The organism is Azospirillum thermophilum, from assembly GCF_003130795.1.
Classification (GTDB): domain Bacteria; phylum Pseudomonadota; class Alphaproteobacteria; order Azospirillales; family Azospirillaceae; genus Azospirillum; species Azospirillum thermophilum.
Window position 1 is genome coordinate 1,780,538 of sequence record NZ_CP029353.1, and the last position, 21,688, is coordinate 1,802,225.

At 69.8% G+C, this 21,688-nt stretch carries 19 protein-coding genes, 1 tRNA gene and 2 pseudogenes; 12 read left to right on the forward strand and 10 right to left on the reverse strand.

From position 1 onward, the window contains the following. Positions 1-61 precede the first annotated feature (61 nt). A complete protein-coding gene (locus DEW08_RS14670; protein ID WP_109328279.1) occupies positions 62-541 on the forward strand; it encodes a CYTH domain-containing protein in 480 nt (159 codons plus the stop codon). Between the two features lie 16 nt (positions 542-557). Here the strand turns inward: DEW08_RS14670 and DEW08_RS14675 are convergent, their stop codons facing one another. Continuing rightward, entirely contained in the window at positions 558-2,057 is a 1,500-nt protein-coding gene (locus DEW08_RS14675) for an FAD/NAD(P)-binding protein (RefSeq protein WP_245986287.1), read from the reverse strand. Positions 2,058-2,396: 339 nt separating this feature from the next. Then, positions 2,397-3,188, reverse strand: coding sequence for a DUF3891 family protein (locus DEW08_RS14680; RefSeq protein WP_109328283.1), 792 nt, complete (start codon positions 3,186-3,188; stop codon positions 2,397-2,399). Between the two features lie 159 nt (positions 3,189-3,347). On the opposite strand from DEW08_RS14680, the gene DEW08_RS14685 reads away from it, so the two are divergent. The 3 genes from DEW08_RS14685 to DEW08_RS14695 all read left to right on the forward strand — a co-directional run bounded on the left by DEW08_RS14685 (position 3,348) and on the right by DEW08_RS14695 (position 5,920). Next, entirely contained in the window at positions 3,348-4,046 is a 699-nt protein-coding gene (locus DEW08_RS14685; RefSeq protein WP_109328285.1) for a BON domain-containing protein, read from the forward strand. Between the two features lie 36 nt (positions 4,047-4,082). Next, entirely contained in the window at positions 4,083-4,583 is a 501-nt protein-coding gene (locus tag DEW08_RS14690; protein WP_109328288.1) for a YciE/YciF ferroxidase family protein, read from the forward strand. 80 nt (positions 4,584-4,663) lie between these two features. Beyond that, positions 4,664-5,920, forward strand: a complete 1,257-nt coding sequence (locus tag DEW08_RS14695; RefSeq protein WP_109328290.1) for a cation:proton antiporter — start codon at positions 4,664-4,666, stop codon at positions 5,918-5,920. A 3-nt stretch (positions 5,921-5,923) separates the two neighbouring features. Here the strand turns inward: DEW08_RS14695 and DEW08_RS14700 are convergent, their stop codons facing one another. Further along, on the reverse strand, positions 5,924-6,793 hold the full coding sequence (locus DEW08_RS14700) for a LysR family transcriptional regulator (RefSeq protein ID WP_109328292.1): 870 nt from the start codon (positions 6,791-6,793) through the stop codon (positions 5,924-5,926). 384 nt (positions 6,794-7,177) lie between these two features. Continuing rightward, positions 7,178-7,252: transfer RNA gene (locus DEW08_RS14705), tRNA-Val, on the reverse strand. A 270-nt stretch (positions 7,253-7,522) separates the two neighbouring features. On the opposite strand from DEW08_RS14705, the gene DEW08_RS14710 reads away from it, so the two are divergent. From DEW08_RS14710 to glk, 3 genes and pseudogenes are all read left to right on the forward strand, one after another. After that, complete coding sequence (locus tag DEW08_RS14710; protein ID WP_109328294.1) at positions 7,523-8,404, forward strand: N-formylglutamate amidohydrolase; 882 nt, start codon at positions 7,523-7,525, stop codon at positions 8,402-8,404. Positions 8,405-8,882: 478 nt separating this feature from the next. Further along, complete coding sequence (gene otsA, locus DEW08_RS14715) at positions 8,883-10,280, forward strand: alpha,alpha-trehalose-phosphate synthase (UDP-forming) (RefSeq protein ID WP_109328296.1); 1,398 nt, start codon at positions 8,883-8,885, stop codon at positions 10,278-10,280. Between the two features lie 105 nt (positions 10,281-10,385). After that, positions 10,386-11,281 (forward strand): annotated as a pseudogene (gene glk / locus DEW08_RS14720) (glucokinase). Here the strand turns inward: glk and DEW08_RS14725 are convergent. After that, complete coding sequence (locus DEW08_RS14725; RefSeq protein ID WP_109328298.1) at positions 11,278-11,871, reverse strand: uracil-DNA glycosylase; 594 nt, start codon at positions 11,869-11,871, stop codon at positions 11,278-11,280. The pseudogene glk and the gene DEW08_RS14725 overlap by 4 nt on opposite strands. 188 nt (positions 11,872-12,059) lie before the next feature. Here DEW08_RS14725 and DEW08_RS14730 point away from each other — a divergent pair, with 188 nt between their 5' ends. Then, on the forward strand, positions 12,060-12,458 hold the full coding sequence (locus tag DEW08_RS14730) for a 4a-hydroxytetrahydrobiopterin dehydratase (protein ID WP_109328300.1): 399 nt from the start codon (positions 12,060-12,062) through the stop codon (positions 12,456-12,458). Between the two features lie 90 nt (positions 12,459-12,548). On the opposite strand, the gene DEW08_RS14735 is transcribed toward DEW08_RS14730, so the two are convergent. The 5 genes and pseudogenes from DEW08_RS14735 to DEW08_RS33815 form a co-directional block, all read right to left on the reverse strand. Further along, positions 12,549-13,166: an FMN-dependent NADH-azoreductase gene (locus DEW08_RS14735; protein ID WP_109328302.1), complete on the reverse strand. Its 618-nt coding sequence runs from the start codon at positions 13,164-13,166 to the stop codon at positions 12,549-12,551. A gap of 169 nt (positions 13,167-13,335) precedes the next feature. Beyond that, positions 13,336-14,103, reverse strand: a complete 768-nt coding sequence (locus tag DEW08_RS14740) for a class II glutamine amidotransferase (RefSeq protein WP_109328304.1) — start codon at positions 14,101-14,103, stop codon at positions 13,336-13,338. A 104-nt stretch (positions 14,104-14,207) separates the two neighbouring features. Beyond that, entirely contained in the window at positions 14,208-14,645 is a 438-nt protein-coding gene (locus DEW08_RS14745; protein WP_109328306.1) for an ArsC/Spx/MgsR family protein, read from the reverse strand. 10 nt (positions 14,646-14,655) lie between these two features. Beyond that, positions 14,656-15,561: an ADP-ribosyl-[dinitrogen reductase] hydrolase gene (gene draG, locus DEW08_RS14750; RefSeq protein ID WP_109328308.1), complete on the reverse strand. Its 906-nt coding sequence runs from the start codon at positions 15,559-15,561 to the stop codon at positions 14,656-14,658. Positions 15,562-15,603: 42 nt separating this feature from the next. Continuing rightward, positions 15,604-16,730 (reverse strand): annotated as a pseudogene (locus DEW08_RS33815) (NAD(+)--dinitrogen-reductase ADP-D-ribosyltransferase). Here DEW08_RS33815 and DEW08_RS14760 point away from each other — a divergent pair. From DEW08_RS14760 to nifD, 4 genes are all read left to right on the forward strand, one after another. Beyond that, on the forward strand, positions 16,729-17,451 hold the full coding sequence (locus DEW08_RS14760) for a glycoside hydrolase family 19 protein (protein WP_109328310.1): 723 nt from the start codon (positions 16,729-16,731) through the stop codon (positions 17,449-17,451). The pseudogene DEW08_RS33815 and the gene DEW08_RS14760 sit on opposite strands and share 2 nt — an antisense overlap. 122 nt (positions 17,452-17,573) lie before the next feature. Further along, positions 17,574-18,869: a hypothetical protein gene (locus DEW08_RS14765; protein WP_109328312.1), complete on the forward strand. Its 1,296-nt coding sequence runs from the start codon at positions 17,574-17,576 to the stop codon at positions 18,867-18,869. 241 nt (positions 18,870-19,110) lie between these two features. Beyond that, positions 19,111-19,998 carry a nitrogenase iron protein gene (gene nifH, locus DEW08_RS14770; protein ID WP_109328314.1) on the forward strand — a complete coding sequence of 296 codons (888 nt, stop codon included), beginning with the start codon at positions 19,111-19,113 and terminating at the stop codon, positions 19,996-19,998. 231 nt (positions 19,999-20,229) lie between these two features. After that, positions 20,230-21,681 carry a nitrogenase molybdenum-iron protein alpha chain gene (nifD, locus tag DEW08_RS14775; protein WP_109328316.1) on the forward strand — a complete coding sequence of 484 codons (1,452 nt, stop codon included), beginning with the start codon at positions 20,230-20,232 and terminating at the stop codon, positions 21,679-21,681. Positions 21,682-21,688: the final 7 nt, after the last annotated feature.

The window sequence follows — 21,688 nt, forward strand, 5'->3', positions numbered from 1 at the left end:
CGCGGTGATACCCTTCGCCTCGCCGGTGGCCGAGACCGGTACTGAGCAGAGGCCGGGAGCCATGCCCCAGGAGATCGAACGCCGCTTCCTGGTCCGCGGGTCGTTGCCCGCAGGACTGCTGCGGCCGGGGGAGCGAATCGTCCAGGGCTATCTGCCCGCCCGCAACGGCAGCACCGCACGGGTGCGCGTTGCCGGCGGACGAGCCTTCCTCACCAAGAAGAGCCGCAAATGCGGCTGCTGCCGGACCGAGGTGGAGCGCGAACTGCCGATCGAGACGGCGCTCCGCCTGATCAACGAGGCCTGCACCGGCAGCCTCATCATCAAGACCCGGCACCGCATCGATCACTTCGGTTTCCTGTGGGAGATCGATGTCTTCCACGGCGACAACCGCGGGCTGGTCATCGCCGAGATCGAGCTGCCGCACCCCGAGACGGTCTTTCCCCTGCCCGACTGGGTCGGGGCGGAGATCACCACCGTCGCCGGCTACAGCAACTCCGCCCTCGCCCGCCGGCCGCTCCGCTTCCGTCCGCTGGCGGCCTGAGCGGGCTCGCGGGAGGTCAGGCAGGCCCCTGCACATGCGGGGCGCCCGGAGTTCCTCCGACTCCGGTCCCCGCGACTCCTGTCAGGGACGCCCCCGGGGCCAGGGCGGAACGGGCGGCCAGCCGCTCCGCCGCCGCCGCGCACTGCGAGCGCAGTTCGGGAACCGCGGTCATCTCCCAGAAGGGCGCCTTCGCCACCGGGCCGAAGGCGAACAGCCGCTCGGACGCGCGGCCGGCGGCGTCGATCACCGCCCCCTCCTCCGTCACGTCCAGACCCAGCCGCAGCTCGTCCGGCCGGGCCAGCCCGCGGTCGAGCAGCGAGCGCACCAGCGGATGGCGCACCCGCTCATAGTCGCATTCCGGGCCGGCGGCGTTGATCATCGCCCCGACGGTCATCACCCAGCGCCCGTCCCCCGACCGCCGCGGCTGCACCGCCACCTCCACCCCGTCCCCGGTCAGGGCGAGCGAGCGGATGCGCCCGGCCCGCACCGACAGCCGGCCGGAGGCCAGCGCCGCCGCGATCCGGTCCGCCACCTCCGGCGCCATCCGGTGCCGGTGCACCTCCCAGAACGGCCGGGCATGGCGCAGGAACCGCCGACGCTCCTCCAGCGGCAGATGCTTCCAGATGCGGTGGTGGTGGGGCCGCAGCGCGTCGAAGGCCGACCGCCAGTCATAGCCCTGGTCCTGCGCCCGCCGCACGTCGGCCTTGAGCGCGATCAGCACGTCCAGCACGGTCCGCGGCATCACCTCCGGACAGACGAAGGACTTGTAGGGCCGGACCTCCTCGTGCCGGTTGGGCAGCAGGCCGCGGCGCGACACCGCGACGATCCGCCCGCGGTGCCCCTGCTCCTCCAGCGACAGCACGGTGTCCACCATCGTCAGGCCGGTGCCGAGGATCAGCACCGTGTCGTCGCGGCCGATGGCGGCGACCGCCTGCTGGTCCCACGGATCGCCGATGAAGCGGTGCGACGCCACGAGATCGGTCGGCGCGACGGCCGGCGGCGAGGGCGGGAAGTGGCCGACGCACAGCGCCGCGACGTCGGCGGTGACGATCAGCCCGTTGGACAGGCGCAGGCTGATGCCGTCGCCGGTGCCGGCGGTGTCGACGACCTCGCCCTGGACATGCTTCAGCGTCACCTGCGGCGGGGCCGCGGCCTGCGCCTCGGCCAGCACGTCGCGGATGTAGGCGCCGTAGCAGGCGCGCGAGACGAAGGCGTGGCCGCTCGGCGGCATCGGCAGGTCGCTGTCATGCGCCCACAGCCAGCGCAGGAAATGCCGCGGGTCGTCCGGAAAGGCGCTCATGTTGTAGGCGCGCACGTTCAGGACATGGCCGCTGTTCGGCGTCGAGTAGGCCAGCCCCGTGCCGGGGGTGGGCGCCCGCTCGATCAGCGTGACGGTGGTCGGCCGGTCGGAGCGGCGCAGCAGGTGGGCGGCGAGCATGCTGCCGGTGAAGCCGGCGCCGACGATCGCGACATGCTGTCTGGCGATGCGGTGCTTCGGCATATGCGGTGTCAACATGGGCTGTCCTTCTCTCCCGTTGCACGACGGTGCGGCCCCCCTGCGCATCCGCGCTCGGGAAGCCGCGTCGGTAAGCCACCGAAGGTCGACGTCTCAGCCACGTTGTTATTCCGGCCGTTTTGACGGTCCCGGCCGGTTGAAGCGTCCGCGATCCTGGAACAGCCCGGCCCCGGGCCGATAGATGGCTGGAAGGGGCAGGCGAAGTCCGGTCTGGCGAACGGCTGTATTTCGCGTCTTTCCTCCGGTGCTTGGTGGTTGATCCACGCAATTTTTTCGGAATGATGGCGCGTTATTTCCTATTTTGAAAGTAGAAATTATCGCCATGCTCCAGCCGGCCGCTCAACCGGGCGACAGGGTGACGGTCAGCACGGCGGTTTCCGCCTCGCCCAGGGCCCGCCGCATCGCCGTCTCGTCGGTGAAGCGGCCGGGCAGCCGGCGCCCCTCCGCCACCAGTTCCAGCCGGTCGGCGGCGAAGGGCCAGGGCGACACCGTCAGGGCCGCGGGATCCTGTCCCGGCGACCGCAGGATCAGCGCGGTCCGCCCCTCGCCCATCGTCGGCACCAGCGGCACGCGGATCTCCTGCCGGACGCCCCAGCAGATGTGCAGCGACATCAGGTCGACGGCCGCCACCAGCAGCCGGTTGCGCTCCAGCGCCTCCGTCCCCAGCCGCCCGGCATGGCGCGGGTTGGCCGACAGGGCCGCCACGCACTCCCGCTGGAAGGCGTGCTGCTCGTCGAGCAACGCCCGGACCAGGCCCCGCTCCTCCTCCGACGCCGTCCCGGGCTGGAAGTAGCTGCCATAGATGGTGTCGGCATGCAGGGAGACGATCAGCGCCGGGTAACGGCCATACTGCAGCGCCCGCCGCACGCCGGACCGCCAGAGGTCGACATGGGTGGCGACCGGAACCTCGCGGAAATCCTGCGGCAGGCCGCTGTCCGGGTTCAGGACCGGCGCGGATTCCCAGGACAGCCAGCCGATGTCGTGCAGTTCGGCACCCAGGCAGACCTCCTCGTGGGGTGCCGGCCGCTCGAACGCGGCGTTTCCCCAGCCGCGGGCGAGCTGCCCCGCCAGCCAGGCGTGGCTCGGCTGGGAAATCGCGATCACCCCGTCGCCGTCCTGACGCAACAGCATGCCCTGCTCCTCCCTCTTGCTCGGCGTATCCGGCGATAGGCCGGGATTCTTCGCGTGTCCCGCTGTTCTCCCCTGCAACGGCGGCGACCCGGCAGCGGGTCCGCCGCCGGCACCGGGACGATGCACAACCAACCAATCCCCGACATTGGGAGCGCAACCATGGCAGACAACCACGACCGGCGGGACGATCGGCAGCGGATGGAGCGCACCGACCGCCGCCGCGAGGACTGGTCGGCGGATTACGGCCGCTTCGGCTCGGATTTCGGCGGTCACGGCCGGGCCTCGCACCGCGGCGGCGGCGGCACGGACTTCGGCACCAGCCAGACCTACCGCGGCTTCGGCGGCTACGGCCGCTACGGGCGCGGCCAGAACGAGCGCTTCTGGGACCGCGAGGCCGACGAGGCGTCGGCCTGGTTCGGCGACGAGGATGCCGAGCGGCCGCACCGCATGGACAACATCCATGCCGGGGAGGGCCGCCACCGTGGCCGCGGCCCGCGCGGCTACACCCGCCCCGACGAGCGGATCCGCGAGGACGTCAACGACCGCCTGACCGAGGACCCCTATGTCGACGCCTCCGACATCGAGGTGACGGTGAGCGGCGGCGAAGTCACCCTGTCCGGCACCGTCGACAGCCGCAACGCCCGCCGCCGGGCGGAGGACATCGCGGAGGGCGTCCCGGGCGTCCGCCATGTCCAGAACGACATCCGCGCCAGCCGGCCGGGCGCCGACCGCGCCTCGGGAACCCGGACGACGGGAGCGGGCGCGTCGGCCATGGCCGGCCTCGGCTCCGGCGGCCGCGACGCGGAGACGGGCTCCGACACCGGCGGCGCCGGCCGCGTTTCCACCTCGCGCTCCTGAGGCCCGTTCCCCGTCCCAGCAACCGAGGATACCGCCATGCAGATCAATACGTTCAAGGACATGTATCTCGCCGAGCTGTCGGAGCTGTTCGATGCCGAACGCCGCATGGCCGAGGCGCTGGGACGGATGGCCGGCCGGGCCGGCCATGACTCGCTGAAGCAGGCCCTGCTGCGCCACCGCGACGAGACGGAGGCGCAGCGCGACCGGGTGCGCGCCATCCTCGACCGCCACGGCTACGAGCCGGACATCCATCAGGACCAGGCGATGGCGAGCCTGATCGACGAGGCGGAAAAGATGATGGTGCTGCTGCAGCAGGGGCCGCTGCTCGATGCGGCGCTGATCGCCTCGGCCCAGAAGATCGAGCATTACGAGATCGCCGCCTACGGCACCGCCGCCGCCTATGCCGAGGCGCTGGGCCTGACCGACGATCAGGCCGAACTGCACGTCATCCTGGACGAGGAGAAGGCCACCGACCAGCGCCTGTCGATGGTCGCCAAGTCCGTCGTGAACCAGGAGGCGGTCAACCGCGCCGCCTGAGGCCGCCGGCGCCGGGACAGGCTGCGGGCGGGCCGCCCGGACCGTCCCGCCCGCTCTCCTTCCCCCGCTGACGGCCGCCGATGCTCTCGCCCTTCGACCTCGTCGCCATCCTGCTGACCTTCGCCGCGCTGTTCGCCTTCGCGAACCAGCGCTGGCTCCACCTTCCGCAGACCATCGCCCTGTTCCTGCTGGGGCTCGTCACCGCGCTCGCCCTGACCGCGCTCGACGCCGTCACGGTGCGCTTCGATGCGGGGGAGTGGCTGCGCGACATCGCGCACCAGGTGAACCTGCCGAAGGTCCTGCTGGAGGGGGTGCTGGGCTATCTGCTCTACGCCGCCGCGGTGAACGAGGATCTGGCGGCGATCCTGAAACGCAAATGGACGATCCTGGCGCTGGCCACGCTCGGCGTCGTGCTGTCCACCACCGTCGTCGGGGTCGGCATGTGGTACGTCTTCGACCGGATCGGCGCCGGGGTGCCGCTGATCTGGTGTCTCGTGCTGGGTGCGGCCATCGCGCCCACCGACCCGGTGGCCGTCGCCAGCATTCTGGAGCGGTTGCCCGTGCCCGGTGCGCTGCGCACGGTGATCTCGGGCGAGAGCCTGCTGAACGACGGCGTGGGCGTGGTCGCCTTTACGCTGCTGCTGCAGCTTGCCGTCGGCGGTACCGGCCGCATCGGCGGCGAGGAGGTCCTGGTCGCCTTCCTGCGCGAGGCGGTGGGCGGTGGGCTGCTCGGCCTCGTCTGCGGCCTGCTGGCCTTCGAGGCGAAGCGCCGGGTGGACGAGAGCACGGTGGAGCTGATGATCTCGCTGGCGCTGGTCACCGGCACCTTCTCGCTTGCCCGGCTGCTGGAGGTTTCCGGCCCCATCGCGGTGGTCGTCGCCGGCCTGCTGATCGGCTACACCACCGACCGCCATGTCAGCAGCGAGCGCAGCCGGCGCGATCTGCGGATCTTCTGGACCATGGTGGATGCGGTGCTGAACGCCCTGCTGTTCCTGATCGTCGGGCTGGAGGTGACGGTGCTGACCGCGTGGGACCGGCCGCACCTGCTGGCCGCCCTGCTGGCGATCCCGGTGGCGCTGGCCGCCCGGCTGTTCAGCCTGACGCCGGCCTTCGCCATGAACCTGGGAGCGCGGCGCAAGGGGGCGGCGCTGGCGGTGCTGACCTGGGCGGGCCTGCGCGGCGGCATCGCGGTGGCGCTGATCCTCTCGCTGCCCGACACGCCCTACCGCGAGCATATCCTGGCCGCCTGCTACGCCATCGTCGCCTTCAGCATCGTGGTGCAGGGCCTGTCGCTGGAGCCGGTGGCGAAGCGGGTCTTCCCGGTCCGCGAGGAGTAGGGATCAGCCCGCGCACTCCGCCAGCAGCCAGCCGCGGAAGGCCTGCATCGCGTCGCTCAGCGGCTTCGACTTCAGCCGGGTCAGCCAATAGCTGCCGGTGCGCAGCGTGGTGGCGAAGGGCTGCACCAGCCGTTCCTCCAGAAGCTCCTGCCCGAACATCAGCGGCGGGGCCAGCGCCACCCCGGCATGCTGCAGCGCCGCCTGCACCATGATCTGCGAGGAATCGAAGATCGGCCCCTGGATCGGCGGCGCCTCCACGCCCGCGGCGGCGAACCAGCCCGGCCATTCGTCGCTGCGGTAGGATCGCAGCAGCGTCAGGTGCCGCAGGTCGGCCGGCTCGCGCAGGCCGGCCGCCAGGCGAGGCGTGCACAGCGGGGCGAGCGGCGCCGCGAACAGCTCGTCGGCCTGGGTGCCGTGCCAGGCGCCGTCGCCGAACCGGATGGCGAAGTCCAGCCCCTCCCCCGCCAGATCGACCTTGTTGTTGTTGGTCAGCAGGCGCAGGTCGATGAAGGGGTGGCGGTCGCGGAAGCGGTCGAGCCGGGGCAGCAGCCAGCCCACCGCGAAGGTGCCGACCGCGCCGACGGTCAGCACCTCGCTGACCTGCCCGGCCTCGAACCGCTCCATCACCTCGCCGATGCGGGCGAAGGCGTCGCGCAGCACCGGCAGGAGGAGCAGCCCCTCGTCGGTCAGGGCGAGCCCGCCGGGCAGGCGGCGGAACAGCTTGGCGCCCAGCCGGTCCTCCAGGCTCTTCACATGGTGGCTGACCGCCGCCTGGGTAACGAACAGCTCCTGCCCCGCCTTGGTGAAGCTGAGATGGCGGGCCGACACCTCGAAGGCACGCAGCGCGTTCAGCGGCAGGTGGGTGCGGGACATGGCGGCCCTGGAGTTCCTGATGGCGGTTCCTGACGGCGGAGCCGAATTGACAGCATCAGCGGCCCGCGCCGGTCAAGCATCAAGGGAGGAGGTTCCGCAGGGCGGGGGCGGGCGACTTGGCCGGTCTGGCGGGCTGCTGCATCTCCCCGACCGGCGAACGTCGCGCCTCGGCCTTCATCCCGATCATGCGGATGCGGCCGAGCCGGTCGGCGAAGCCGTCACGGGGCAGCTCCTCCTCAATGTCCTCGCAGATCCCCGTGCAACCGGCCCGGTTCCGCCAAACCAGTTTTTGCCAAGCCAGTTTTTGCCAAGCCCATTTCCGCCAAACCTAGCCCAGACATGGAGAAGGCCAGCCAACCCGTCTGGGTTGCTGGCCTTCATGGATGGTGGGCGCGACAGGGATTGAACCTGTGACCCCTACGATGTCAACGTAGTGCTCTCCCGCTGAGCTACGCGCCCATCCTTGCCTTTTCTTTCTACTCCGTCGCGTCGTTGCCGGCGCTTCGTTTCGTCCGTTCGGCGTGGGCGGGTGTATAAAGCGATCCGCCGGGCATGGCAAGCACTTATTTGCATTTTTTTCGCACCCCGATGCGGCGCCCTCCTCCCCCTGACCGAACCCCGATCCGGGCTGTTGTTCCCGCAGACGGTCCGGTCCCGCCCGCCGCCCGGGCGGGATGGCGGACAGGTCGCCCGTGACAGACAGCGACGGGTCCATTACATCAGTCGATCATGGATGCGCACATCGACGCCCCGACCGAGCCGGACGACACCTTCGAGATCCTGGCCCCCAGCCGCCAGACGCGGCCCCTGGTGCTGGCGTCGCCCCACAGCGGCACCCGGTATCCCGCCGCCTTCCTGGCGTCGTCCAAGCTCGATCCGCGGGCGCTGCGCAAGTCGGAGGACTGCTTCGTCGACGAGATCTTCGCCGGCAGCCCGGCGCTCGGCGTCCCGCTGATCCGCGCGCTGTTCCCCCGCGCCTTCCTCGACGTGAACCGCGAGGCCTACGAACTCGACCCCGACATGTTCGCCGACAGCCTGCCGGCCTACGTCAACAGCCGCTCGCCGCGGGTCGCCGCGGGGCTCGGCACCATCGCGCGCGTCGTCGCCAACGGGGAGGAGATCTATCGCGGCAAGCTGCGCTTCGCCGAGGCGCGCGAGCGGGTGAACCGCTATTACTTCCCCTACCACGATGCCCTGCGCCGGCTGGTCGACGCCACCCGCACCGCCTTCGGCCACGCGGTGCTGGTCGACTGCCACTCCATGCCCTCCCCCGCGGAGGGAGAGCGCAACCGCAACCGGCCGGACATCGTCCTGGGCGATTGCTTCGGCAATGCCTGCGCGCCCGCGGTCGTCGACGGCGCCGAACGCTTCCTGCGCGGCCTGGGCTACAGCGTCAACCGCAACAGCCCCTACGCCGGCGGCTACACCACCCGCCATTACGGCCGCCCCCGGCAGGGCGTCCATACCCTGCAGATCGAGATCGCCCGCAACCTGTACATGAACGAGGCGACGCTGGAGCGTCTGCCCTATCTCGACGTGCTGGCCCGCCACATGGCGGAGCTGGTCGCAACCCTCGGCGAGCTTCCGCCGACCGCGCTGGCGCCGCGCTGATCCCCGCGCCGGCTCCGCCGCCGACGCGTCCATCCCAGAAAAAAAGGCCGCGGGGTGAGCCGCGGCCTTCAGTCTAGGGAGGAAACGCCCAAGAAGTGCGTTGCGGCAAAATCCGGTCCAGAACCGGACCCTTGCCGCACTGCACAATATGAAGCCTCGGCGACGGAATTCAAGAGCCGCGAAGATATTTCTTCCGTTTCATAGCGCTAGCAATATTCACCGTATGACCGACTGTATAGCGTGTCGCCATGTTGTGGCCGCAATGCACAAGGACCTTGGCCGCAGCGGCCGACCTGGGGGGTAGGAGGAACAGCGACGGCTACCTCTCCCTTCCAAGCCTGGAACCAACCCTTCCACCCGTCGTTTCGTTCCTGTCGCCGGCTTGGCTTCAGCCGATGCGGGGTGCCAGACGGGCCGGCGGCATCGGCCGGAGCTTCGCCCCGGACAGCTAACGGTTTGGCAAACGGAGAACCGGAACGTGAGCAGATTGGTCGTGGTGTCCAACCGTGTCGCGCCGATCGACGAGGGGAAGCAGACGGCGGGCGGACTCGCCGTCGCCGTGCTGGCCGCGCTGAAGAAGACCGGCGGAATCTGGTTCGGATGGAGCGGCAACGTCGTCGAGGGCGAATCACAGGACCAGCCGACCCTGACGGAGGCCGGGCGCCTTACCTATGCGACCCTGGATCTCGGGCGGCGCGATCATGACGAATACTACAACGGCTTCGCCAACCAGACGCTGTGGCCATTGTTCCATTTCCGGCTGGGTCTGATCGCGGTCAGCCGGCGCACCCGCCAGGGCTACGAGCGGGTGAACGCCTGGTTCGCCGACCGGCTCCACCCGCTGCTGCGCCCGGACGACATGATCTGGGTGCACGACTACCACCTGATCCCCTTCGGCGAGGAGCTGCGGCGCAAGGGCTGCACCCAGCGGATGGGCTTCTTCCTCCACACCCCCTTTCCCCCGCCGGAGCTGATCACCGCCCTGCCCAACCACGCCGACCTGATCCGCGAGCTGTGCGCCTACGACCTCGTCGGCTTCCACACGGTGACCGACCTGCGGGGCTTCCTCGACTACATCCGGCAGGAGACGGACGGCCAGGTGGAGCAGCGCGGCGACGAGGAGACCGCCACCGTCCGCGCCTTCGGCCGCACGCTGCTGGCCAAGGTCTTCCCCATCAGCATCGACACCGCCCAGCTCGAAAGCATCGCCCGCACCTCCGCCCGCTCGCGCCAGACCGAGCGGCTGCGCGAGAGCCTCGTCGGCCGGCGGCTGATCATCGGCGTCGACCGGCTGGACTATTCCAAGGGGCTGCCGCAGCGCTTCGAGGCGTTCGAACAGCTTCTCCTGTCCTATCCCGAACACTGCAACCGCGTCACCTTCCTGCAGGTCGCCCCGCCCAGCCGCGAGGACGTGCCGGAGTACATCGCCATCCGGCGCGAGCTGTCGGAGCTGGCCGGCCGCATCAACGGCCGCTTCGCAGAATTCGACTGGATGCCGATCCGCTACCTGAACCGCAGCTTCGGCCAGCGCACGCTCGCCGGCTTCTACCGGGCGGCCAATGTCGGCTTCGTCACCCCGCTGCGCGACGGCATGAACCTGGTCGCCAAGGAGTATGTCGCCTGTCAGGACCCCGACAATCCCGGCGTCCTGGTGCTGTCGCAGTTCGCCGGCGCGGCGCGCGAGCTGGAGGAGGCGCTGATCGTCAACCCCTTCGACGTCGAGGGCGTGGCCGACGCGCTGCAGCGCGCCCTGACCATGCCGCTGCCGGAGCGCAAGGAGCGACATGGCGCCCTGATGCGCCGGTTGCGCAATCATGATATCGGTTGGTGGCGGGAAAGCTACGTCGATGCCCTGACCCGCGCGCCCTACGACTGAGCTGCGGACTGCCCGGGACTGCCCATGACCAGCGACACCGCCCATCCTTCCGACGCCGTGACCCTCGTCGCCGACATCGGCGGCACCAATGCCCGCTTCGGCCTGATGGACGGCAGCACCATCCATGATTCCCGGATCCTGCGCTGCGCCGACTACCCGTCGCTGGACGCCGCGGCCGAGGCCTATCTGGCGGCGGTGAACCCGCCGGTGCGGCCGAAGCGCGGGGCCTTCGCCATCGCCGGGCCGGTGGTCGGCGACCGCATCGCCATGACCAACCTGGTCTGGGACATCACCGTCAGCCGCACGCGCGACGCGCTGGGGTTCGAGCGGCTGGTGGCGGTCAACGACTTCACCGCCGTCGCCCTGTCGGTCCCCGGCTGGGCGAGGCCGACCGCCGGCAGGTCGGCGAGGGAACGCCGCAGCCGGGCGCGGTGGTCGGCGTCATCGGGCCGGGCAGCGGCCTCGGCGTCTCCGGCCTCGTCCCCGGCCGGGGCGGCTGGACGGCCCTGTCGGGCGAGGGCGGCCACATCACCATGGCGCCGGTCAGCGACCGCGAGAGCGCCGTCCTGGCGCAGCTCCGCAAGGGCTTCGACCATGTCTCGGCGGAACGGGTGATCTCCGGCCCCGGACTCGTCAACCTTTACAATGCCCTGACCATCCTCGACGGCCGCGAGCCGGAACCGCTGACCCCCGCCCGGGTGACGGAGGCCGCGGTCAACGGCACCGACAGCCATTGCGTCGAGGCGGTGGAGATGTTCTGCGCCATGCTGGGCACCGTCGCCGGCAACCTCGCCCTGACGCTGGGCGCCCGCGGCGGCGTCTATATCGCCGGCGGCATCGTGCCGAAGCTGGGAGCGCTGTTCACCCACTCCCGCTTCCGCAAGCGCTTCACCGAGAAGGGACGGATGCGGGAATTCCTCGCCCCCATCCCGACCTACGTCGTCACCCACGAGCTTCCCGCCTTCCTCGGCCTTGCCGAAGCGGCGGCGACGCTGGGTTAGCCGGCCAGCCGCGACACCGCCAGCTTCAGGTCGGCGAGGAAGGTCGGCTGCTCGGCGAGCTGGCCGCGCAGGATGTAGCTGGGGTGGAAGGTCGGCACCACCTCCACCCCGTCGAGCAGCCGGCAGGGCAGCAGCGAGCCGCGGAGCTGCATGATGCCGTTCCGCCCGGTCAGCGCCCAGGTGGGGGTGCGGCCGAGCGCCACGACGACCCGCGGGGCGAAGGCGGCCAGCGCCTCGCGCAGATGGTCGATCTCGCCGGAGAATTCCGCCAGCACATAGTCGGAGGTGCCGAAGGCGCCCCAGCGCTCGTCGATCTCGCGGCCCTCCTTGCGGGCCCGGGTGCGCGACGAGAAGAAATGACCGACCTTGTTGCCCGGCGGCTGGTGGCGGAAGACGTTCGCCACCAGGCATTCCGCCCGCTCCACGCCCGCCGCCGCCAGGTTCTCGTCCAGCAGCTTGCCGCTGCGCCCGACGAAGGGCCGGCCGAGCCGCGCCTCCTCCGCCCCCGGCGCCTCGCCGACGATGGCGAGGCGCGGCCCGGCCGCGGGCTTGGTCGGCTGCTGGTAGTCGGCGAAAGGCAGGTCGGTCATGGACGGGAAATCCGGCAGTTGCAGTGGGCTCGCGCGGTGACAACAGCGCGCGGCGGCCATTCGGCCCGCCGGCCCGGTATAGCGAAGCCCGGCCCCCCGCTCAACGCCCGCACCGGCGGCACCCTTGCCGAATCCGCTGCCCGCCCCCAGCATTACAGGCCGGACAGCAGGACAAGGAGGGACGGACGATGACCGCTCAACAGGATCTGGCGAGCAAGCAGTGCGAGCCCTGCCGTGGCGGCGTGCCGCCGATGGACCGGGCGATGGCGCGGGAATATCTGGTGCAGGTGCCGGGCTGGAGCATCCTCGACAACCCGGACCGGCTGGAGCGCGAGTTCCGCTTCGCCGACTTCCGCCAGGCCCAGGACTTCGCCATGCGCGTCGGCGACCTGTGCGAGGCTGAGGGCCACCACGCCGAGATCCGCTATGGCTGGGGCCATTGCGCCGTCGCCTTCTGGACGCACAAGATCAACGGCCTGCACGAGAACGACTTCGTGATGGCCGCCAAGGTCGGCGGCCTCGCCGATGCCCCCTACACCGCCCCCGCCGAATCGATGGGCGACGTCTCGCCGACCGCCAGGGGGTAGGCCCGGAGACGAAACGAGCCCCTCTCCCGGACGGGGAGACGGGCTCGGTCCGGATCGGACACCTCCCGGCCGCAGGCGGGGAGGCGATGGTTACGCCGCGACCAGCAGGTCGGCGATCTCCTCCGCGGCCTTGTCCATCGCCTTGCCGCGGGCTTCCGGCCCCATGGCCACGCCCTCGGCACGGACGAAGGTCACGTCGGTGACGCCGAAGAAGCCGAGCACGGTGCGCAGATAGGCCTCCTGATGGTCCATCCCGGCCGCCGGGCCGGCGGAATAGACGCCGCCGCGGCCGGACGCGATGATCACGCGCTTGTTGCCGGCCAGACCCTCGGGACCCTTCTCGGTATAGCGGAAGGTCTTGCCCGCCTGGGCGATGCGGTCGATCCAGGCCTTGAGCTGGGTCGGGATCGAGAAGTTGTACATCGGCGCGCCGATGACCACCGTGTCGGCCGCCAGGAACTCGTCCGTCAGCGCGTCGGTCAGGGCCAGCTCCTGCTTCTGGCGCTCGCTCAGCCCTTCCAGATTGCGGAACTTGACGACCTGCATCAGCTCGCCGGTCAGATGGTCCGGCGGGGCGGCGGCGAGGTCGCGGTAGACCACCTCGGCCGACGGCTCGGCCTTGCGCAGGGTCTCGACGATCTGCGCGGTGAGCTGGCGGGTGACCGAGGCACCGCCGAGCGGGCTGGAATCGATGTGCAGGATCTTCATGACGCGATCTCTCTGTCCGGAATTCGGGGTGCGGCGTCTCACCGCTGGGTTGCCCCAAACATGATCGTTCCGGCCGGATCGCGGAAGATACCAATCACGTCAAAGATCGTTCCCGCGAAAGCAACAATAAGGACGCGGCAACCCTGCGGCGCGTCCCGTCGGCAGGCCGTCAGCGGACCGGCATCCCGTCGCGGAAGACGATCATCTCGCCGGGCTTCATGACGGTCCACGCCTCGTCGCGGGTCAGAGGGCGCGTGGCGACGACGGTGACGATGTCGTTCGGCGTCGTCTCCCTGGAAAAGTCGACGCTCATGTCCTCGTCGAGCAGGGTGGCGGCGCCGAAGGGGGCCTTGCGGGTCAGCCAGGCGAGGTTGGTGGCGCAGTGCGCCCACAGGTGCCGCCCGTCGCTGAGCAGCATGTTGAACACGCCGAGCCCGCCGAGATCCGCCGCCAGGTCGCGGATCAGCCGGCGCAGCCCCGCCTCGCTCTTCGGCGGCGCCGGGTACTGCATGCGGATCTGGTCGAGCAGCCAGCAGAAGGCGTGCTCGCTGTCCGTGGTGCCGACCGGCTCGTAGAAGGTCAGCACGCGGTCCTTGATGCCCTTGAGCTGGCCGTTGTGGGCGAAGGTCCACATCCGCCCCCACAGCTCGCGCGTGAAGGGGTGGGTGTTCTCCAGCGAAACCCGGCCGCGGTTGGCCCGCCGGATGTGCGAGATCACGATGCAGGACTTGATGGAGTACTGGCTGACCAGCCGGGCGATCTCCGACTCGCAGCTCGGCGCCGGGTCGTGGAAGCTGCGGCAGCCCTTGCCCTCGTAGAAGGCGATGCCCCAGCCGTCGCGATGCGGCCCGGTCTGGCCGCCGCGCTTCATCAGGCCGCGGAAGCTGAAGCAGATGTCCGTGGGCACGTTGGCGCTCATGCCCAGGAGTTCGCACATGGTCCTGTCCCCGCACCGGTTGCGTCCGTCCGGTGGCGACCCTACGACAGCGCGAGCGCCCCGTCACCTCCCCGCGTCACGCCTTCCCGGTGCCGCAGCGCCGGTTACGCCTTCTCCGGACCCGGGCAGGGCGGCATGTCCGGCCGCGCGCAGCCCTCCAGCCTCGCCTCGGAGTGCCCGTCCGGCAGGGCGGCCAGCCCGATCCAGCCGTCCACCTCCTCGGCGACGAAGCCGCAGGACCGCTCGTCCCCCGCCTGCATCAGCGGGCGGCGGATCAGCAGCGGGTCGCGCACCATCAGGGCGAGCGCCTCCTCCGGCCCCAGCGCATCGGGATCGACCGCCCCCGCCTTCACCGCCGGGGCGGCGCGGTTGAACCAGTCGGCGACCGGCCGGCTGCCGAAGAAGGGCCGCAGGGTCTCCGCCGTCCAGGGCTCCGCCAGCAGGTCGCGGACGACCAGCCGGTGCCCCGCCTCCTCCAGCAGCCGGCGCTGGCGCGCGTTGCCGGCGCAGCCCGGCTTCTCGTAGAAGATCACCTCGGCCATGGCTCGTCCTTTACGGAACAGGGGGGGCTTCGCGGAACAGGGGGGCGCGGGCCAGCAGCGCGTCGGTCTGCCGGCAGATCTCGTCATGGACCTTGCGGTCCAGCTTGCGCAGCCAGCGCACGGGGATGTCCTCGACGCCGTAGGTGGCGCCGGCCAGCATGCCGGCGATGGCGCCGGTGGTGTCGGCGTCGCCGCCCTGGTTGACCGTCTCCACCACGCAGGACTCCACGGAGTCCGTCTGGAAGTAGTAGTGCATCACCGTCTGCATGGTATCGACGATGAAGGCGGTCGACAGGCCGCGGTAGGGCTGGAACTTGAACTGGCGGTGGCGGGCGATCAGGTCGTTGACCTCCTCCCGCACGGCCAGCACCCCGCCGCCCAGGATCAGCCGCCGCACCATCATGCCGAGCGACAGCACCGCCGCGTCGGACAGGGCGTTGCAGTGGGTGATGTGCGACTGCTCGATCGACCAGCGGCGGAAGGTCCCGTCGTCGCCCAGCGTGGCGAGCGCCACCGGCAGGTTGCGCATCGCCGCGCCGTTGCCGCCGTGGAACTCCGACTCCGGCTCGTCCACCGTGCCCTGCAGGATGTAGCGCCGGATGCCGCGGCGCGTGGTGTCGCCGACGTCGACCGGCACCGATTTCAGCCAGACCGCGAACTCGTCGGCGGCGTGGCGGACGTCCCACTCCTCGTGGCCGAGGATGGCGCGGCCGAGATGCAGCGACATCTCGGTGTCGTCGGTCACCTGGCCCGGCTGCAGCCGCAGCCAGCCGCCGCCCTTGATGTGCTTGTGAACGCCGTACTGGTGGGCGATCTCGCCCTTGGTCAGGAACTCGACGGTGGCGCCGAGCGCGTCGCCGCAGGCGAGGCCGAGATAGGCGCCGAGTGCGCGCGAGCGGATCGTTGGATCGGTCATGGTCCGCCATACCGAGGCATGGGAAAGCCCCGCGAGAGGTTGTCAGAAAAGCGACACCCCGACCCGGTAATCTCCGCCGACCACCAGATACTCGCCTTCGCCCTGGAAGGGATAGCGTGGCAGGATGTCGCGGAAGAAGATCACCTTGGCCAGCGGCACCCAGGCATCCAGGATGTAATCCCCGAACTGCCCGGCGATGTCGCGGTCGATGGAGAAGGAGCAGAGGTTGTTCAGCCGCAGCACCGCCGTGCGCCGGTCGATGCGCGCGACGACATGGTGCTCGGCGAAATCGTTGACGCCGCGGTAGAGCCGGATGTGCGAGGCCCAGGCGGGCATCGGCGCGTCGGGCCAGCCGCGGCGGATCGTCCACTGGCAGAACTCGTAGAGCAGGTCGAGCTGCAGGTCGATGTGGTTGTTGTGGAAGCGGGTGGACGCCTTCTCCTCCCGTAGCTCTGCCACGCCTCGGAGGAGAAGCGGCGGATCGGCTCCTTGTGGAAGGTCGGCAGCAGGCCGAAACGGCTTTCCACCCACCCCTTCAGCACCGCTCCTTCCGCCCGGTTGCTGTCGAACATCCAGCCCTTCAGCAGGCGCAGGTAGCTGGCGCGGAACCGCCGCCGGCCGTCCGGCCCCTCCGCCCCGGAGAAGTCGGGGTTCAGCCCGAACCGCCGCGACATGTAGGTCTGGAAGATCTCGGCGGCCACCTGCGCGTCGGGGCTTTCGTCCAGCGCCTCGAACAGGACGGCATGCTCGCGCCGCGTCGCGCCGATGCGCAGGCGGCGCGGCTCGTCATTGTAGGCCTCGCTGCACAGCACGGCGGCCGGGATATTGATCAGGTTGGTGCGGTGGGCGCGCAGGGCCAGCGGCGAGTCCGGGTCGACCGGCCGCCCGTCGGCGTCCCGCCCCTCCGTCTCCCGCGCCTCGACCGCGTCCATCGCCATGCCCGTCCCGGTCCGTCGTCCGAATAACACCACGCGGATTATGGATATACCGGTTCCGCGGCTGCGCCAAGGGGCACCAGGGGGTACCCGGCGGCCGAACCGCAGCATGACGCCCATATTAAAGGAAGCATTGCGTTTTTTAATTTCCCGTATCCGTTTCGGATGCCGGTTGCCGGCAACCGTTGCCCGGCGGACCCTCCTGCCAGGAACAACCTGACCGGAGGAGTCCATGATCGATGTCGCCGCCCTCGCCACCCGGGCCGCTCCGCGGCTCCACCCCGATTACCTGGACGCCCTGCGCCGGGGCGGGCCGCTCCTCGACCGCGCCAGCCTCACGACCCCGCTGCGCATCGCCCATTTCCTCGCCCAGGTCCTGCACGAGACGGCCGGCGGAACCCTCCTGTTCGAAAATCTGACCTACACCACGGCGGACAGGCTGCTGGCGATCTTCGGGCAGGGCCGCCACTCCGCCGCGATCCGGGTGGAGGAGGCCCCCGCCCTGCTGCGCAATCCCCGCGCTCTGGCCGAGCGGGTCTACGGCCTCGGCAACCCGGCCAAGGCACGGGTGCTCGGCAACAGCCGTCCGGGGGACGGCTGGCTCTATCGCGGCGGCGGATTGCTGCAGGCGACCGGCGGCGCCAACTACCGCCGGATGGGCGAGCTGTGCGGGGTGGATTTCCATGGCACCCCGGAGCTGATCGCCGCCCCCGACCATGCCCTGAAGCCGGCCCTGCGGATCTGGCGGGAGGGGGATCTCAACGACGCCGCCGACCGCGACGATCTGCGCGCCATCACCCGGACGATCAACGGCGGCCTGACCGGCGAGGCCGACCGCCGCCGGTGGTTCGACCGGATCCGTTCCCTGATGGCCGGCGGCCCGTCATCGTGCCTGCCAGTCGCCGCGGCGACACAGGCGGATGCCTCCAAGCATTCAAATCGACTTCAGCAATAATACCGTTCAAATATTCTACGATATCGGAGGTCATATCATTTTTGTCGTAGCGTTGCCCGTTTGAACCTCCCCCTGCACTCTCCCATAATTGGTGTTCCAACCATGAGGTAGAGCGGAAGACCATGGCCTTCTGGCCGACCAAGCGGGACGACACGGGGTTCGGCCGGAACACCACGCGCCAGGGCGTGAAGCCGCGTCCGCGCCCCGCTCCTGGCGCACCGCTCTCCTCCTCCCTTCCTCCCCGCGGCCTGCCGGAGGCGCGCACCGCCGTCCGGCTGGTGCGGCTGCTGCGCGGCACCATCACGCCGATGCGCGCCGACGAGGTGCTGGCCCTGCTGGAGCCGCACCGGCCGCGCTTCGTCGCCCGCCCCACCAATCCGCTGGCCGCCCTGCCCGGCGAATCCCAGGGCCGGCTGATGGAGGCCCTGCTGCGGCCGATCGGCCCGATCCTGACCGACGTCGTGCTCCCCGGCGCGCGCGACCATCTGATCGACCGCGTCGTTTCCGGCCGCACCGCGGCGGAGGAGACGCTGCCGAGCGCCGTCGACGTCGCCGAGGCGATGCGCGCCCTGGTGGCCCGGCTGCGCGGCGGCGGGCGCGGCAACCTGACGGCGGTGATCGCCGCCATCGAGACCGACGCCCGCGCCACCGCCGACCGGCTGGTGCGCGACGGCTCCCCCATCGATGCCGGCGCCATCGACCGGCTGGCCCGCGCCCTGCTGCGCTTCGAGGTGCGGCGCATGGTGCTGGAGGCGCTGGGCGCGACCAGCGCGCTGCAGGATGTCGTCTACCAGTCCCGCCGCCTCGCCCGCTTCGCGCTGCGCCGGGCGACCGAGGCGGTCGGCGGCTTCGTCACCGACCGCGGGCTGAAGGCGCTGCACGCCAGCCTCGCCACCCTCACCTCGGTGGACGGGCTGATCGTCATCGCGCTGCGCAACCTGGACGACCAGGCGGAGACGCAGGAGGAATCCGGCCCCTTCGTCGTCCCGGCCGACCGCAAGGCGCTGGACGATTATCTCACGGCAGCGTGGCGGCTTTCCGACACATTGTTCGATCTCGTCGAAAAGGCCGCGACGGGCGGGGACCTGAACGACCTGCTGTTCGAGGCGATGCTGCGCCAGCTCCGCGGGCTCCACCATTTCTGCACCGACCTCGACCATGCCGGCCGGCCCGACACCATGGACCGGCTGAGGACACGGCTGGCCGAACGGACCGAGGCGCTGGCGGCCCTGGCGGGCGAGCGGCTGATCTCCGCCCTGCTCAGCCGCCCGGCCGATCCCGCCACGGCACAGCGCCTGCTCGGCCGGGTGAGGTCGCTCGCCCAGCTTCTCTACGACATCGGCTGCGACGGCATCCTGGAGGATCTGGCGATGCGCGTCGTCGTGGCGCGCGAGGTGCTGGGCCACCCCGGCGCCTGAACCGCCGGGCGGCCCCCCGCGAAAGACCCGACAAAATGTCGGGCTTTGTCGGGTATGTCACAGGGGCGACAGGATGACCCCGGCGGACGACAAACGTATATTTCCTTTTAAATCAATATATTAAGCGCAATCCCGCATTCTGGCACGGGGTGTGCAGTGAAGGGGCGTGAAGCGGCCGCGAGCCGGTCGCCCAGAGATGACGGTCACCCCTTCACGACCCCGAGCAAAGGAGTATCTCCCCATGGCTCTGCGCCAGATTGCGTTCTACGGCAAGGGCGGTATCGGCAAGTCCACCACCTCCCAGAACACCCTCGCCGCACTGGTCGAGCTGGACCAGAAGATCCTGATCGTCGGCTGCGATCCCAAGGCCGACTCCACCCGCCTGATCCTGCACGCCAAGGCGCAGGACACCGTGCTGCATCTGGCGGCCGAGGCCGGTTCGGTCGAGGATCTGGAACTCGAGGACGTGCTGAAGATCGGCTACAAGGGCATCAAGTGCGTCGAGTCCGGCGGTCCGGAGCCGGGCGTCGGCTGCGCCGGCCGCGGCGTCATCACCTCGATCAACTTCCTGGAGGAGAACGGCGCCTACGACGACGTCGACTACGTCTCCTACGACGTGCTGGGCGACGTGGTGTGCGGCGGCTTCGCCATGCCGATCCGCGAGAACAAGGCCCAGGAAATCTACATCGTCATGTCCGGCGAGATGATGGCGCTCTACGCCGCCAACAACATCGCCAAGGGCATCCTGAAGTACGCCCACAGCGGCGGCGTGCGCCTCGGCGGCCTGATCTGCAACGAGCGCCAGACCGACAAGGAGATCGACCTGGCCGAGGCCCTGGCCAAGCGCCTGGGCACCCAGCTCATCCACTTCGTGCCGCGCGACAACATCGTGCAGCACGCCGAGCTGCGCCGCATGACCGTCATCGAGTACGCGCCGGACAGCCAGCAGGCCCAGGAGTACCGCCAGCTCGCCACCAAGGTGCACAACAACAAGGGCAAGGGCACCATCCCGACCCCGATCACCATGGAAGAGCTGGAAGAGATGCTGATGGACTTCGGCATCATGAAGACGGAAGAGCAGCAGCTCGCCGAGCTGGCCGCGAAGGAAGCCGCCAAGGCCGGCGCCTGATCTCCGGCGAACGTACACCCCGCCCGGCTTGCGGCGCTCGCGTCCGTATCGGCCCCCTCTCCCCTTGCGGGGGAGGGGTTCCTTCGGACCGGATGCCACCCGGCCCCGGCGGGGCTTCCTGAACACTGGCCCTTTTCCCCAGCCCCGCCGTGACGCTGACCCGTCGGCGAGGGAGGGAGGGGCTCGGTCCCGCGCTGTAGGGGCGCGAGTTTTCCTGCAGGAGGCCGGCACATGAGCCTGTCCGAGAACACCCAGACCACCACGGCGGTCGACGTCAAGTCCCTCGTCAACGAAGTCCTCGAAGCCTATCCCGAGAAGTCCCGCAAGCGCCGCGCCAAGCACCTGAACGTGCTGGAGGCCGAGGCCAAGGATTGCGGCGTCAAGTCGAACGTCAAGTCCATCCCCGGCGTCATGACGATCCGCGGCTGCGCCTATGCCGGCTCCAAGGGCGTGGTGTGGGGTCCGATCAAGGACATGATCCACATCTCCCACGGTCCGGTCGGCTGCGGCTACTATTCCTGGTCCGGCCGCCGCAACTACTACATCGGCGACACCGGCGTGGACAGCTGGGGCACGATGCACTTCACCTCCGACTTCCAGGAGAAGGACATCGTCTTCGGCGGCGACAAGAAGCTGCACAAGGTCATCGAGGAGATCAACGAGCTGTTCCCGCTGGTGAACGGCATCTCGATCCAGTCGGAATGCCCGATCGGCCTGATCGGCGACGACATCGAGGCGGTCGCCCGCGCCAAGTCGGCCGAGATCGGCAAGCCGATCATCCCCGTGCGCTGCGAAGGCTTCCGCGGCGTGTCCCAGTCGCTGGGGCACCACATCGCCAACGACACCATCCGCGACTGGGTGTTCGAAAAGACCGAGCCGAAGCCGGACTTCGTCTCCACGCCCTACGACGTCACCATCATCGGCGACTACAACATCGGCGGCGACGCCTGGTCGAGCCGCATCCTGCTGGAGGAGATCGGCCTGCGCGTGATCGCCCAGTGGTCGGGCGACGGCACCATGGCCGAGCTGGAGAACACGCCCAAGGCCAAGGTCAACCTCATCCACTGCTACCGCTCGATGAACTACATCGCGCGCCACATGGAGGAGAAGTTCGGCATTCCCTGGGTCGAGTACAATTTCTTCGGCCCGAGCCAGATCGCCGACTCCCTGCGCAAGATCGCGGCGCTGTTCGACGACAAGATCAAGGAGAACGCCGAGAAGGTCATCGCCCGCTACCAGCCGATGGTCGATGCCGTCATCGCCAAGTACAAGCCGCGGCTGGAAGGCAAGAAGGTGATGATCTACGTCGGCGGCCTGCGTCCGCGCCACGTGGTCGACGCCTACCACGACCTCGGCATGGAGATCGTCGGCACCGGCTACGAGTTCGCGCACAACGACGACTATCAGCGTACGCCGCACTACGTGAAGGAAGGCACGCTGATCTACGACGACGTCACCGCCTTCGAGCTGGAGAAGTTCGTCGAGGCGATGCGCCCCGACCTCGTCGCCTCGGGCATCAAGGAAAAGTACGTCTTCCAGAAGATGGGCCTGCCGTTCCGCCAGATGCACAGCTGGGACTATTCCGGCCCGTATCACGGCTATGACGGCTTCGCGATCTTCGCCCGCGACATGGACATGGCCATCAACAACCCCGTCTGGGGCGTGATGAAGGCCCCGTTCTGATCCCCGG